Source organism: Micromonospora sp. DT231, assembly GCF_049847025.1.
Classification (GTDB): Bacteria; Actinomycetota; Actinomycetes; order Mycobacteriales; family Micromonosporaceae; genus Micromonospora.
This window is the reverse complement of sequence record NZ_JBNCNO010000001.1, coordinates 736,467-749,558: the sequence shown is the minus strand read 5'-3', so window position 1 is coordinate 749,558 and position 13,092 is coordinate 736,467. Positions and strand designations below refer to the sequence as shown.

Sequence of the window (13,092 nt, the reverse complement as noted above, 5' to 3'; positions counted from 1 at the left end):
ATCAGCAAGCTAGAGTGCCACGATCGCCGCAGTCTCCGCCGGCAACTGGATCCGGTCCCGCATCACCGTGACCCCCTCCCCGGTAGCCAGCAACACCCGCCGAGCCACCCCAGGCAGCGACACCCCCTGCCCCCGCCCAGCAAGATTCGCGACAACAAGCGTGTCCCCCCGCCGCATCACCAAAAACTGGTCCCCATGCTGCACAGAAACCGCCTGCAACCGAGGATCCGACAGGTCAGGGCAAGACCGCCGCAGCCCAATCAACCGCTGGTAAAACGCCAGCATCGAAGCATGCTCAGGCTTGTCCAGCTCCGCCCAGTCCAACCGCGACCGCACAAACGTCTCCGGGTCCTGCGGATCCGGCACGTCCCCCTCCGGCCACCCGTGCGACGCGAACTCCCGCCGCCGCCCGGTCCGCACCGCAGACGCCAACTCCGGCTCGGGATGCGAGGTGAAGAACTGCCACGGCGTAGAAGCCGCCCACTCCTCCCCCATGAACAACATCGGGGTGAACGGCGCGGTCAGCAGCAACGTAGCCCCGACCCGCAGCAGCGAGGGCGACAAGGAGGCAGAGATCCGATCCCCGGTAGCCCGGTTCCCGATCTGGTCATGGTTCTGCAGGTAAGCCACGAGCCGATGACCAGGAACTCGCGAATCCAGAGGCCGCCCATGGTGACGGTTCCGGAAGCTAGAGAAGGTGCCAGCGTGGAAGAACCCGCCCGTCAACACGTCAGACAGCGTTTCGAGAGAGCCGAAGTCCCCGTAGTACCCCTGCCGCTCGCCGGTAAGGAGAGTATGCAGCGCATGGTGCGCGTCGTCGTTCCACTGCGCGTGCAGCCCGAACCCGCCCGCCTCCCGTGGCGTGATCAGCCGCGGGTCGTTGAGGTCGGACTCGGCGATGAGTGACAACGGCCGCCCCACGTGCGTCGACAGCGACTCGACGGCAATCGCCAGCTCTTCCAGGATGGGCACCGCCCGCGAGTCGTGCAGGGCGTGCACGGCGTCCAGGCGCAGGCCGTCGACGTGGTAGTCGCGCAGCCACATGAGGACGCTGTCGATGATGTAGCGGCGTACCTCGTCGGAGTGCGGGCCGTCCAGGTTGACCGAGCGGCCCCAACTGTTGCTCTGCTCGGCGAGGTAGGGCCCGAACTGCGGCGCGTAGGCCCCGGAGGGCCCGAAATGGTTGTAGACGACGTCGAGGATCACCCCCAGACCGCGAGAGTGGGCGGCGTCGACGAACCGTTTCAGGCCGTCGGGGCCGCCGTAGGGCTGGTGGGGGGCGTACCAGCAGACGCCGTCGTACCCCCAGTTGTGTTCGCCGTTGAAGGCGTTGATCGGGAGCAGCTCGATCAGGTCGACGCCGAGTGACACCAGGTGGTCGAGGCGGTCGATGGCCGCGTCGAAGGTGCCCTCCGGGGTGAAGGTGCCGATGTGCAGCTCGTAGAGGATGCTGCCGGGCAGTTGCCGGCCGGTCCACGAGGTGTCGGACCACGCGAAGGCCGAGTGGTCGTAGCGGCGGCTGGGCCCGTGCACCCCTGCAGGCTGCCACGGTGACCGGGGGTCGGGCAGCGGGGTTTCGTCGTCGTTCAGCAGAAAGGAGTAGTCGAGGCCGGCGTCGGGGACGTCGACGCGCCACCAGCCGTCGGCGGCGGCGCGCATCTCGTGGTCGGCGTCGCCGGTCAGGCGCAGTCGCACGCGGGTGGCGTCCGGTGCCCACACGGAGAATTCGGTCATGACGCAGCCTCCACGGCAGCGGTGGGTGGGGCCAGCAGTGCGACGGGATAGTCGGACAGAAGGTCGTCCAGGGGGGTCTCCCCACCACTGTAGACCCGACCGGTGAACAGGTCCTTAACCTCGTTAACGGGGAGCGACAGCGCGGTGTCGCACCAGCCACCGGCGCGTGCCAGGCCCAGCGGCAGCCGGGTCGCCACGGTGATCGCGCCGCCCCGGTCGAACGCCACCGCGTGCCGGCCCAGCCGCCCGTGCGCCGGCACCGGCCGGTAGCCGGTGAACAGCTCCGGGTGCGCCCGCCGCAGGCGCAGGGTCCGCGACACGACGAGCAGCTTCGCCGCTCCGTCGGTGTCGATCGGGGGGCGCCAGCCGCCGTCGAGGCGTGCCAGCAGCTCCCGGCGTACGTCGAAGTCGACCGGGCGGCGATTGTCCGGGTCGACGAGGGAGTTGTCCCACAGCTCGGTGCCCTGGTAGGTGTCCGGGACGCCGGGCATGGTGAGTTGCACGAGTTTCTGCCCGAGGGAGTTGCTCCAGCCGGCCGGGGTGATGGCGGCGGCGAGTTCGGTCAGCTCGTCGTGCAGGCTCGGGTCGTCGTACATCAGGTCGATCAGCGCGTGCATGGCCTGTTCGAATGCCGGGTCGGGGTCCGCCCAACTGGTCGAGGCCGCGGCCTCCCGGGCGGCCTTCTCGGCGTACGCGTGCAGCCGTTCCCGTTCGATCGGCCACGCGCCGACGGCGGTCTGCCACAGCAGGTGGGCAAACGACGGGTCGGGCAGCGGCGCGTACTCCATCCAGGCCTTGACCTGCTCGGCCCAGCGGCCCGGCAGCTCGCTGAGCACGGCGAGGCGGGCGCGGACGTCCTCGCCGCGTTTGGTGTCGTGGGTGGAGACGGTGGTCATGCTGGCGGGCCAGCGGACCTGCTGGGCGGCGGCGAAGCGGTGGAACTCCGCCGGCGGCACCCCGAAGTGGGCGGGGCTGTCGCCGACCTCGTTGAGCGCCACGAACCGGGTCCACCGGTAGAACGCGGTGTCCTCCACGCCCTTGGCCATCACCGCGCCGGTGAGCTGCGGGAACCGCTTCGCCAGCTCGTCGTCGGGGTTGCGCAGTCGGCGGGTGACCGCGTCCAGGGCACCGGCCAGGTCGGGGCGGCGGCGGCCGGCCTCGGAGCGGGCGGCGGCGAGGTGCCGGGCGCCGTGCGGCGGGTAGCCCCGGTAGACCTCGAACGCGGCGGCCAGCTCGGCGAGCGCCGCGCGGGCCTGCTCGGTGGGCACCTCGGGGGCGAGCGCGGCCAGCCGGGTCAGCTCGGCGGCGAGCAGCCCGGTGGCGGCGGCCAGCTTGGTGGCGTGGGTCAGGTTCTCCCAGGAGGTGCGGTGCCCGACGAGGTGGGTGTCGAGCACCGTGAAGTCGCCCTCGGCGTCGGTGTCGACGAACAGCCCGCCGACCGCCGCCAGTGCCTCGTAGCCGGTCGTGCCGTCCACCGGCCAGTCCGGCAGCTCCTCGCCGTACTCCAGGATCTTCTCCACCACGAGCCAGGCGTCCGGCGCTGCGGCCCGCAACCGGGCCAGGTAGCCGCCCGGGTCGCGCAGGCCGTCCGGGTGGTCGACGCGGATGCCGTCGACCTCGCCGGCGGCGGCCCAGCGCAGGATCAGCTCGTGGGTGGCGGCGAACACCGCCGGGTCCTCCACGCGCAGACCCGCCAGGCCCGCGATGGCGAAGAACCTGCGGTACGTCAGCTCGGCGTCACCCCGCCGCCAGGAGACCAGCTCGTAGCGCTGCCGGTCGTGCACCTCCCGCGCGGTGCCGTCGCCGGTGCCGTCGGCGATCGGGAAGCGGTGCTCGTGGTAGCGCAGCTCGTCGTCGACCACCTTGAGGTCGTCCAGGGCGGCCGGGTCGTCGGCCAGCACCGGCAGCAGCAGCCGGCCCCGGTCCCAGTCGATGTCGAACCAGTCGGCGTACGACGAGTCGCGCCCCCGGCGCAGCACGTCCCACCAGGCCGGGTTGGCCGGCGGCACGGCGACGCCCGCGTGGTTGGGCACGATGTCGACGACCAGGCCGAGGTGCTTGTCCCGCAGCGCGGCCAGCAGTCGTTGCCGGGCGGCCTCACCGCCCAGCTCCGGGTTGACGGCCCGGTGGTCGACCACGTCGTAGCCGTGCTGGGAACCGGGGGTGGCGGCTAGCAGCGGGGCGGTGTAGAGGTGGCTGACGCCGAGGTCGGCGAGGTAGTCGACGATCGCGGCGGTGGCGTCCAGGTCGAAGCCGGGGCGGACCTGGACGCGGTAGGTGGCCTTGGGAGGGGTGGGGGCCATGTCAGATCGTCCTCTCCAGCACCACGAGGGACCGGTCCGGCACCCGGATGGTGCCGCCCGCGCTGATCACGGTGGCGTCGCCCGGTTCGGGTTCGGCCGTGCTGATCACCCGTTCCCACTTCTGGCCGTACTCGGAACCGGGCATGGTGAAGTCCAGTGGCGCGTCGTGGGCGTTGAAGCAGAGCAGGAACGAGGCGTCGTGGTGCTTCTGGCCGTACTGGCCGCGCTCGCGGATGCCCTCGCCGTTGACGAACAGCGCCACCGAGCGGCCGAAGTCGTTGCCCCAGTCCTCGCCTGTCATCTCGCGCCCGTCCGGGGTGTGCCAGGCCAGGTCGGGCAGCGGCTCGTCGATGCCGCGCCCGTTCACCGGCAGGCCGGTGAAGAACCGGCGGCGGCGGAACACCTGGTGCCGTTTGCGGAACGCGGTCAACGTCTGGACGAACTCCAGCAGTTGCTCGTCGACGTTGTCCCAGTCGACCCAGGCCAGCTCGCTGTCCTGGCAGTAGACGTTGTTGTTGCCGTGCTGGGTGCGGCCCAACTCGTCGCCGTGGCCGATCATCGGCACGCCCTGCGACAGCATCAGGGTGGCCAGGAAGTTGCGCCGCTGCTTGGCGCGCAGGGCGAGCACCGCCTCGTCGTCGGTGTCGCCCTCGACGCCGCAGTTCCAGGAGCGGTTGTGGCTCTCGCCGTCGCGGTTGTCCTCGCCGTTGGCCTCGTTGTGCTTGTCGTTGTACGACACCAGGTCATTCAGCGTGAACCCGTCGTGCACGGTGACGAAGTTGATGCTGTGGAACGGGCGGCGGCCGTCGTCCTGGTAGAGGTCGGCGGAGCCGGAGATGCGCGACGCGAACTCGGCGAGGGTGGCCGGCTCACCGCGCCAGAAGTCCCGCACGGTGTCGCGGTATTTTCCGTTCCACTCCGTCCACAGCGGCGGGAAGTTGCCCACCTGGTAGCCGCCGGGGCCGACGTCCCACGGCTCGGCGATCAGCTTGACCTGGCTGACCACCGGGTCCTGCTGGACCACCTCGAAGAACGTCGACAGCCGGTCCACCTCGTAGAACTCGCGGGCCAGGGTGGCCGCCAGGTCGAAGCGGAAACCGTCGACGTGCATCTCGGTCACCCAGTAGCGCAGCGAATCCATGATCAGTTGTAGCGAGTGCGGGCTGCGCACGTTGAGGCTGTTGCCGGTGCCCGTGTAGTCGACGAAGTAGCGGCGGTCCTCCTCGCTGAGCCGGTAGTAGCTGGGGGCGTCCACGCCCTTGAAGCTCAACGTGGGGCCGAGGTGGTTGCCCTCGGCGGTGTGGTTGTAGACCACGTCGAGGATGACCTCGATGCCGGCCGCGTGCAGCGCCTTGACCATGCCCCGGAACTCCTGCACCTGCTGGCCGGTGCGGCCCAGCGCCGAGTAGCCGTGGTGCGGTGCGAAGAACCCGATGGTGTTGTAGCCCCAGTAGTTGCGCAGCCCCAGGTCGCTGAGGCGGTTGTCGTGGATGAACTGGTGCATGGGCATCAGCTCGATCGCGGTCACCCCGAGCTGGGTCAGATATTCGATCATCGGCGGGGAGGCGATGGCCGCGTACGTGCCGCGCAACTCCTCCGGGATGTCCGGGTGACGCATGGTCAGCCCGCGCACGTGCGCCTCGTAGATCACCGAGTGGTGGTAAGGGGTGCGCGGCGGCTTGTCGTTGCCCCAGTCGAAGTACGGGTTGACCACCACCGACTTCGGCATGAACGGCGCCGAGTCGGTCTCCGACATCTTCTCCGGCTCGGCCATGTCGTAGTCGTAGACCGCCGGGTCCCACTGCACGTCACCGTCGATGGCCTTCGCGTACGGGTCGAGCAGCAGCTTGTGCGGGTTGCAGCGCAGCCCGTTGGCCGGGTCGTACGGGCCGTACACCCGGTAGCCGTAGCGCTGCCCCGGCTCGATGCCCGGCAGGTACGCGTGCCACACGTAGGCGTCCACCTCACGCAGTTCGACGCGGCGTTCCGCGCCGGTGTCCCACTCGTCGAAGAGGCAGAGCTCGATCCTGTCGGCCACCTCGGAGAAGATGGCGAAGTTGGTGCCCATCCCGTCGTAGGTGGCGCCCAGGGGGTACCGCTCGCCCGGCCAGACCTGCATGTTGCTCCTTAGACCATGGTTGTGCCCGCACCGGCCGACGCATGCCCGCGCGCACGCAGGTAATGCCCCCCGCCTGGGAGCGCCAATCCATCCTTTCAAACGCTGACGGAAATCCACCCGTCTGATGCGGGCAACACCCTCAGGTGTCCTCCGTCACGATGACCCTTTTCGAGGTGCGTTCTCGGGCCCGATGCACTTTCCTTGATCGGGGACAAGCGTTCGCGCGGGTTCCGACTGGCCCTTCGCCACCCCTTACACCTCACTCCGCCGCCACTGACGCCGGCGTATCACCATGCATGGACGGAGATTGATGTGACCCTGCGGGTCGACGAGCAGCACACAGCCACCAAGGACCGGGCCCACCGGCCCACCCTGACCTCCCGGTCCCCGCTCCCGACCCAGCCCGGTCACACCGCGCAGCCCGGCCTCTCCGCGCAGCCCGGCGCGACCGTGCCGGCGCAGCCCGGTCCCGGGGTGCCCCCGCAGACCCGTCGCATCCTGATGCTGTCCTGGGAGTACCCGCCGGTGCTCGTCGGCGGCCTCGGGCGCCACGTGCACGCGCTCTCCGTCGCCCTCGCCGCCGCCGGCCACGAGGTCACCGTCGTCACCCGCCACACCGACGGCGCACCCATGGAGGAGTACGCCGACGGCGTCCGCATCCTGCGCGCCCCCGAAGACCCGGTCACCTTCCCCCTCGCCACCAGCTCCCTGCTGGCCTGGACCATGGCCTTCAACCACACCCTCACCCGCACCGCACTACGCGCCACCCAGGCCGGCAGCTACGACGTCATCCACGCCCACGACTGGCTCGTCGCCCACACCGCGATGACGTTGCGCGACCACCTGGACATCCCGCTGGTCAGCACGATCCACGCCACCGAGGCCGGCCGGCACCAGGGCTGGCTGCCCGAAGAGATGAACCGCACCATCCACGGCGTCGAGCAGTGGCTCACAAGCGAGTCCGGCCGGGTGATCGTCTGCTCCGGTTACATGCGCGACGAGGTGAACGCCCTGTTCGACGTACCGACCGCTCGGGTCGACGTGGTCGCCAACGGCGTCGAGCCGCACCGCTGGCGGGTGCCGGCCCGCGCGGTGGCCGCCGCCCGCGCCCGGTTCGCCGGGGACGGCAAGCTCGTCACCTTCGCCGGCCGCCTCGTCTACGAGAAGGGCGTCCAGCACCTGATCGCCGCGCTGCCCCGACTGCGCGAGCGGCACCCCGGGCTGCGCGTCGTGATCGCCGGCGACGGCCCGTACCGTGCCGAGTTGGAGGCCGAGGTGCACCGCCGTGGCCTCGGCGGCATGGTCACCATGCCGGGCTTCCTCGGCGGCACCGACCTGCCGGCGTTGATGGCGGCGTCCGACTGCTTCGCCGTGCCGAGCATCTACGAGCCGTTCGGCATGGTGGCCCTGGAGGGCGCCGCGGCCGGCGCGCCCCTGGCCGTCGCCGCCACCGGTGGCCTCGCCGAGATCGTCGAGCCCGGCGTCACCGGGATGACCTTCCGCCCGCACGACCCCGACGGGATCGCCGACGCGGTCGACGCGCTGCTGTCCGACCCCGACCGGGCCCGTGTCATGGCCCGCCGCGCCCGCCGGATGGTCCACGACCAGTACGGCTGGTCGGCGATCGCCCAGCGCACCGCCGCCAGCTACGCCGCCGCCATCCACCACGACGCCGCGTTCACCGCCGAGCGCGCCGAACAGCGGATGTCGCGGGGTCGCGCCCTCCCGGCGCTCCCCGAGGGCAACCTCCTCGCCGCCGCCGGCCTGCGCTAAGGCCGCACGGCGCACGGCGCACGGTGCTTGATCGACTCGGCTTTCCGGAAGTCGGGGTGTCCGCCAGCGTGATCAACTCGCCTTTCTGAAAGTCGGGCCATCCACCGCAGCGGGACACCGCGACATCATGAAAGCCGAGTCGATCAAGCGGAGCACACCGCCGGGACGACGACCGAGTCCACCGGGGAGTCGCCCGGAAAGGCCGCAGGCCGCCGACCCGGAGGGGTCGACGGCCTGCGGTGGTGCCGGGGACGAACGGTCAGCGATCGGCGAAGGGGACGTAGTCCCGCTCGGGCGCGCCGACGTAGACCTGCCGGGGACGGCCGATCTTGGTCTCCGGGTCGCTGATCATCTCGCGCCACTGGGCGATCCAGCCGGGGAGCCGGCCGAGCGCGAAGAGCACCGTGAACATCTTCGTCGGGAAGCCCATGGCCTTGTAGATCAGGCCGGTGTAGAAGTCCACGTTCGGGTAGAGCCGACGGGAGACGAAGAAGTCGTCCGCGAGGGCGATCTCCTCCAGCTCCATGGCGATGTCCAGCAGCGGGTCGGGCTTGGCCATCCGGCCCAGCACGTCCTGCGCGGCCTTCTTGACGATCGCCGCCCGCGGGTCGTAGTTCTTGTAGACCCGGTGGCCGAAGCCCATCAGCTTGACGCCGTCCTCCTTGTTCTTGACCTTGCGAACGAAGGAGCGGACGTCGTCGTCACCGGCGTGGATCTGCTGGAGCATCTCCAGCACCGCCTGGTTGGCGCCGCCGTGCAGCGGGCCGAACAGCGCGTTGACGCCGGCGGAGACCGAGGCGAAGAGGTTGGCGTTGCTGGAGCCGACCAGGCGCACGGTCGACGTGGAGCAGTTCTGCTCGTGGTCGGCGTGCAGGACGAACAGCATGTCCAGCACCTTCGACATCACCGGGTCGACCTCGTACGGCTCCGCCGGCACGCCGAACGTCATCCGCAGGAGGTTGTCCACGTACCCCAGCGAGTTGTCCGGGTAGAGCAGCGGCTGCCCGATGGACTTCTTGTAGGCGTACGAGGCGATGGTGGGCACCTTCGCCATGAGCCGGACCGTGGAGATCTCCACGTGCTCGGAGTCGAACGGGTCCAGGCTGTCCTGGTAGAAGGTGGACAGGGCGCTCACCGCGGACGAGAGCACCGCCATCGGGTGGGCGTCCCGGGGGAAGCCGTCGAAGAAGCGACGCATCTCCTCGTGCAGCAGCGAGTGCCGCCGGATCCACTCGGTGAACTCGGTCAGCTGCTGCTCGGTCGGCAGCTCACCGTAGATGAGCAGGTAGGAGACCTCCAGGAAGGAGGACTTCTCGGCCAGCTGCTCGATCGGGTATCCCCGGTAGCGCAGGATCCCCGCGTCGCCGTCGATGTAGGTGATCGCCGATGAGGCAGCCGCGGTGTTGACGAAACCGGGGTCGTACGTCGTCATCCCGGTTTCCTTCAGCAGCTTGCTCACCCCGATACCGGCGGGGCCCTCGACCGCGGAATGTACCGGCATCGACAGCTGCCCACCGGGGTGATCGAGCTTGACTTCCGTCATGTGGTTCCTCGCTTCGCCGGCAGATCTACGTTGAATTGCCTTCGCTTCTACCGTAATTGCGGCTCGGGGGACAACGCCCGCCGTGGTTCGGCGGTGAGGCATGCGTCACCCGATTCCCGACCGCGCCACCGGGAAACCCCTCATCCCAGTACCCGAGACCGGCTCAGGACAGGGCGAGGCGTCGCAGCGTACCGTCCGTCGCGACCTGGAAGACGTCGAGCTGGTTGCTCCCGGCGCGGAACAGCTTGTCGTCGCTGAGCAGGGCGGCGAACCGACGTCCGCCGGGGTCGGGTGGCACCACCGGGACGACGGCGCCGATCCGGCCGTTGACGGCCACCGCCAGCAGCGTGCCGTCCGGGATCCGGTCCGGGACGTCGCCCCAGACGAGCGCCGGGAGGGTGCCGGTGTCCGGGTCCGTGGCCGTGAACGCGGCCAGGTCGGCCACCCGGGCGTTGCCGCCGGCCGGTCCGGCGCGTACCTCGGTGCCGACCAGGGGGTGCGGTGTCGGCAGCGGCGGTGGTGCGGGCACCCCGCCGGGGAAGGTGAGCGGCACGCCGGGGCGGTCGTAGAAGTGTTTCGTGCCGTCGGTGCGGGGGGCCTGCCGGGCGGAGCGGCCGTCGACAGGCCAGGGCAGCCGGAGGTTCGCCTCGTCGGCCACTGTCGGCAGCAGGTCGACGTGTTCCCAGTTGCGGTCGTCCACCCGCCCGGCCTGCTGCCGGGGTTCCTTGACGAACATCGGCACCCAGGCGACCTCACCGGCGGCGGCCTTGATCGCGTCCAGGCCTCGGCCCTGCGCGCCGGGGCGGAAGCTGACGCCGTGGTCGGCGGTGACCACGACGAGGGCCTGGTCGTAGAGGCCGCTGGCGCGCAGCGTCCGCAGGGTCTCGCCGATCAGCCGGTCGGTGTAGCCGAGTTGGGCGAGGTGGCGCTGCCGGGCCAGCTCGATCCAGCCGGCGCCGTCGTTGGGCAGGTCCTCGGGGGCGTCGTAGCGCGCCCCGGAGGGCAGGTACGCCCACGGCGAGTGCGGCATCAGCAGGTGCAGGAAGTGCAGGGTGGGTCGGGGTGTCGGCCGCAACCCGGCCAGGAAGCTGGTGAACCGGGCCGGTTGGTTGTCGTCCAGGCTGTCCCAGCGGAACGTCGGGTCGGCCGGTGCCGGTTCGGCGGCGTCCAGGCCGGCCTCGGCCCGGGTCTGCTCCCGGTAGGAGTCCTCCGGGTCGACGGCGCTCTCCGTCGGCCCGGCGAGCTGGCCGAGCAGCCTGCCGGTCTGCCGGGCCAGGACGCCGAGCCCCTGTTCGGGGGCGACCGGTTGGTCGCAGCGGCTGGGCGGGCACAGTCGGGTGATGCTCTCCTCGGCGCGGATGTCGTACAGGCCGCCGAAGGCGGTGAAGATGTTGTCCGGGTACTGCGAGTAGTGCGGGGCGACGGGCTTGGCCGGGTACCGGCCGGTGAGCATCGCGGGCAGCGCGTTGGGGGTCCAGCCGCTGACGCCGGTGGCGTTGCGGTACCAGGTCGAGCCGGCGGCCAACTCGGCGAAGTGCGGGTACCTCGCGGCGTCGATCCGCCCGTCCGCGCCGAGCAGGCTGACCAGCGGCAGCTCGTCGAGGATCAGCATGACCACCGGCGGGTGCGCGCCGCCGCCCTGCGCGGTGCCGGCGACCCCGCCGCCGCCGCGCGGCAGCACCACCGCCGAGGTGGGTGAGACGAACAGGAAGAGCGCCACGAACGCCACCGGCCCGGCGGCGGCCAGTCGCAGCACGCGGCCCGGTGCCCGCCACCGCCGGTGTGCGGCCGCGCCGCCGGCGCCGGCCAGCACGGCCACGAACAGCAGGGGTACGCCCCGAAGCGGCGTCACGTGTCGGCCCACCTGCACGGCGAGGGCGGCGAGCAGCAGCCCGACCAGCCCGGTGTGGGTGACGGCGCGGGCGGTCCGGCCGGCCAGTCGACTGAGCGCGCCGAGCAGTGCCACCGCGCTCGTGGGCAGCACCGCCACCAGGGCGGTCAGCAGCAGGATCTGGGCCGGGTCGGCGCGGTGGAAGAGGAAGAAGTCGGGGCTGCGGCCGAGCACGTCCAGCAGTGGCTGGGTGACGACGAGCCCGACCAGCGCGGCCACCTCCAGCAGCCGGCCCAGCTCGCCCCGCCAGCCCCGGGCCCACCGCCCGAAGGCCGCTGGCGGGTCGGCGGCGGCCGGGTCAGCCACCCACCACCGTCCGGTAGAGCGTGCGGGTGCCCGAGGGCAGTTCCAGCCGGTCGGTGATGCGGCCCCGGGCGGCGAGCAACGCCTCGAAGGTGTCGCGCCGGTAGTCCGGGAAGAGGCCGGGGGGCTTGTTGGCGAGCAGCCGGGTCGCCATCGGGTCCTCCGGCCCGACGAACTCCACCACCACCGCGCCGCCGGGCGCGGTCAGCCCGGTCAGCCAGTCGACCACCTCCGGCAGCGGCACGTTGCGCCCGATCGCCAGGTGGTGCACCACGGCCAGGGCGAGCACGACGTCGGCGCAGGCCCGTGCGGCGAAGCCGGCCCGCTCGACGCCCCGCCAACCGCCGCCGGGTGACGGGTCGGCGAGGTCCAGCACCAGCGGCAGGATGCGGCGCTGTCCCTCGGCGCGCAGTTTCCGGTACAGCTCGTCGACCACCGCCGGGTCCTGTTCGACGGCGACCACGTAGTCGGCGTGCCCGGCGGCCAGTCGGGAGTACCGGCCGTCGTTGGCGCCGAGGTCGAGCACCAGGCGGGGGCGGGTGCCGGCGGCCACCGCGGCGGCGACGAACTGCTCCTTCGCCACTCGGTCGCGGGCCGAGTAGCCGCAGGTGTGCTGGTAGTCCGACCAGTGGCTCTCCGCCGGGCGATGGTCCAGCTTGCGGACCAGTTTCTGCATGCCGCGGACGGTGGCCAGCAGCAGCTCCCGGGAGAAGCCGGCGGCCCGTAGCTGGTCGCGGACGTCGGTGGTGCTGGCGGCGGCGTTGCGGCGCTGCATGGCGCCGTGCAGGTGCAGGTGGGTCAGCACGCCGGGGCGCAGCCGGCGGGTCCCGCCGAACAGGGGCCGGAGTTCGTCGGCCTCGATGCCGTCGACCCGGGCGCGCAGCCAGGGTTGGAAGTCGACGCCCAGGTGGGCGGTGAGCATCAGCGGATAGAGCACGGTCTGGCAGAACTGCCGGTAACCGGCCCACGGCTCGTCCTCGCGGACCGGCTCGAAGGAGCCGATGTCGATGAAGACCGGCTCGGCGCCGCGCCACTGCAGGTTGTACGCCGAGCCGTCCTTGGTGGTGAAGCCGTCGGCGAGCGCGGCGGACAGGATCTCCAGGTGCAGCAGGGCGGCGTCGCGCAGCATGCCGAACGACCACTCGTACGGGTGGGAGACGAACGGGATGCGCTCGTGGCGTAGCACGGCGGCCCAGGGTGCGCCGGTCGCGGCGGGCACGAGTGTCGACGGGGCGTCCTCGGTGGCGCAGATCTTGCGCGCGGCGACCAGGGCCGGGAAGAACGTGCTGCCGGCCAGGGCGCGCCAGTGCTCGGCGGCCTGCGGGTCGAGCCCGCGCAGCACCTCGTCGCCGACGTGGAAGACGCGGTTGGCGGGGTCGCGGAAGGAGGCCGGCTCCTGTCGTACCTCGGTGGTTGAGATCGCCAT

General features: G+C 71.3%; 7 protein-coding genes. 1 reads left to right on the top strand and 6 read right to left on the bottom strand.

Going from position 1 to position 13,092, the window contains the following annotated elements; genetic code table 11:
- Positions 1–9: 9 nt before the first annotated feature.
- Genes treZ through glgX form a run of 3 tightly spaced genes read right to left on the bottom strand, consistent with a single transcriptional unit; the run spans position 10 to position 6,156 of the window.
- Positions 10–1,734, bottom strand: coding sequence for a malto-oligosyltrehalose trehalohydrolase (gene treZ, locus ACPXBU_RS03290; protein ID WP_425756285.1), 1,725 nt, complete (start codon positions 1,732–1,734; stop codon positions 10–12).
- Positions 1,731–4,037 carry a malto-oligosyltrehalose synthase gene (treY, locus tag ACPXBU_RS03285; protein WP_425756283.1) on the bottom strand — a complete coding sequence of 769 codons (2,307 nt, stop codon included), beginning with the start codon at positions 4,035–4,037 and terminating at the stop codon, positions 1,731–1,733. Before treY ends, treZ begins: the two co-directional genes overlap by 4 nt.
- Position 4,038: 1 nt before the next feature.
- Positions 4,039–6,156, bottom strand: coding sequence for a glycogen debranching protein GlgX (glgX, locus tag ACPXBU_RS03280; protein ID WP_425756281.1), 2,118 nt, complete (start codon positions 6,154–6,156; stop codon positions 4,039–4,041).
- A 501-nt stretch (positions 6,157–6,657) separates the two neighbouring features.
- Here glgX and ACPXBU_RS03275 point away from each other — a divergent pair.
- Positions 6,658–7,929 carry a glycosyltransferase family 4 protein gene (locus tag ACPXBU_RS03275; protein WP_425756695.1) on the top strand — a complete coding sequence of 424 codons (1,272 nt, stop codon included), beginning with the start codon at positions 6,658–6,660 and terminating at the stop codon, positions 7,927–7,929.
- Positions 7,930–8,188: 259 nt separating this feature from the next.
- On the opposite strand, the gene ACPXBU_RS03270 is transcribed toward ACPXBU_RS03275, so the two are convergent.
- From ACPXBU_RS03270 to ACPXBU_RS03260, 3 genes are all read right to left on the bottom strand, one after another.
- Entirely contained in the window at positions 8,189–9,472 is a 1,284-nt protein-coding gene (locus tag ACPXBU_RS03270; RefSeq protein WP_393373191.1) for a citrate synthase, read from the bottom strand.
- A 163-nt stretch (positions 9,473–9,635) separates the two neighbouring features.
- Entirely contained in the window at positions 9,636–11,669 is a 2,034-nt protein-coding gene (locus ACPXBU_RS03265; RefSeq protein ID WP_425756279.1) for a sulfatase-like hydrolase/transferase, read from the bottom strand.
- Positions 11,662–13,092 (bottom strand): class I SAM-dependent methyltransferase, encoded by a 1,431-nt coding sequence (locus ACPXBU_RS03260; protein ID WP_425756277.1) that lies wholly within the window; start codon positions 13,090–13,092, stop codon positions 11,662–11,664. The genes ACPXBU_RS03265 and ACPXBU_RS03260 overlap by 8 nt, the downstream gene beginning before the upstream one ends.

Coding starts and splice junctions, on each gene's coding strand:
- treZ (WP_425756285.1), bottom strand. CDS start 1,734: ATGACCGAATTCTCCGTGTGGGCACCGGACGCCACCCGCGTGCGACTG.
- treY (WP_425756283.1), bottom strand. CDS start 4,037: ATGGCCCCCACCCCTCCCAAGGCCACCTACCGCGTCCAGGTCCGCCCC.
- glgX (WP_425756281.1), bottom strand. CDS start 6,156: ATGCAGGTCTGGCCGGGCGAGCGGTACCCCCTGGGCGCCACCTACGAC.
- ACPXBU_RS03275 (WP_425756695.1), top strand. CDS start 6,658: ATGCTGTCCTGGGAGTACCCGCCGGTGCTCGTCGGCGGCCTCGGGCGC.
- ACPXBU_RS03270 (WP_393373191.1), bottom strand. CDS start 9,472: ATGACGGAAGTCAAGCTCGATCACCCCGGTGGGCAGCTGTCGATGCCG.
- ACPXBU_RS03260 (WP_425756277.1), bottom strand. CDS start 13,092: ATGGCGATCTCAACCACCGAGGTACGACAGGAGCCGGCCTCCTTCCGC.